Source organism: Pseudomonas avellanae BPIC 631, assembly GCF_000444135.1.
Lineage (GTDB): Bacteria > Pseudomonadota > Gammaproteobacteria > Pseudomonadales > Pseudomonadaceae > Aquipseudomonas > Aquipseudomonas avellanae.
Genome location: NZ_ATDK01000422.1, coordinates 1 through 1,201, shown reverse-complemented (window position 1 = coordinate 1,201; position 1,201 = coordinate 1). Strand labels below are relative to the sequence as shown.

1 protein-coding gene is annotated in these 1,201 nt (G+C 40.1%); it reads right to left on the bottom strand.

Annotated features, from left to right (window positions below):
• Nucleotides 1–257: 257 nt before the first annotated feature.
• Nucleotides 258–1,016: a class I SAM-dependent methyltransferase gene (locus DW49_RS01000000128815; protein ID WP_259645572.1), complete on the bottom strand. Its 759-nt coding sequence runs from the start codon at nt 1,014–1,016 to the stop codon at nt 258–260.
• Nucleotides 1,017–1,201: the final 185 nt, after the last annotated feature.

The window sequence follows — 1,201 nt, the reverse complement described above, 5'->3', positions numbered from 1 at the left end:
TGTTTTCGAAAAAATCAGCCACCAACTAACGGAAAATTCAAATCTTATCAATAGCTTAGCTTGCAGGTTATGGGTAACTTATTTCGAAAACAGTACACTAGGATCATTGGGGGTCTCTATTTCTAAAATAAAAAATATACTGATGCGCTCAACACTTAAAACGACAACGCTCAGGGTCTCGTGCAACCTGATTAGAGGCGCCATTGGTTGTTTTATATAAAATGGCCATGGTGAAACCTCTTGATAAAGTTCCTTTTTTATGGTGCTTCAGTTTTCTCTATGTCGCTATTTTCTAATAACGACTTCAGTTCGGCAATTTCCAGACGAAGGCGTCTAATTATTTCATCTTTGCCATCTTCCAAGTACTGTGATGTTTCGGTTTGCGGTTCTGGAGATAGAAAAACACCATTGGCGTGTTTGTTTTTAGCGACCGTTTCGTTAAGCCCTACAACGTGGCGTATGCCAAGTACGTTTTTTTGTGATGGGAACTTAGTGACTATGCACATCGAGTTGATGAACTCGATGGAATGAATTTCTGACAGTATTCTCTCCGCGTCAATGCCTGTTGGTATATCGAAGTCGGACAAGAATTGAGATCGGCTTGTTGAGACGCCCCAATGCTCATGATTGATGATGTCGGTGAGTGACTTCAAGAAGTTCATGGAGGACTTTTTGTCTGATAATCCGCCTTCGAATGAACTCCAATAGCTGCAGTGGAGATCTTCAATAATATAGATGCCCCCACTGATTAGTTTGGGGAGCAACAAAAAAAATGTAGCTATTATGTCACTGCTGGTGTGAGACCCATCATCAATGATAACGTCAAAGTCTGTCGACAACTCATTAATGTTTTTTTGAACTTCTGAGGCCTTTACATCGCCAATAACCACATGCACTTTTTCACTGTTGTATTTCAATTGAGCGCACGCGGGATTTATGTCGCAGCCCACTATTGTTTTGGCTTCAGGAAAGAACTGATTCCATATTTCCAGTGAGCCACCATTTTGAACCCCGATTTCTAACAGGCGTATCGGGGCGTTTGCAATGTGGTTGAATAAAGTATTATATTTGCTTAGGTAAATATCCCATTTGTCAGATACATAGTGTACTGTTTTCGAAATAAGTTACCCATAACCTGCAAGCTAAGCTATTGATAAGATTTGAATTTTCCGTTAGTTGGTGGCTGATTTTTTCGAAAACA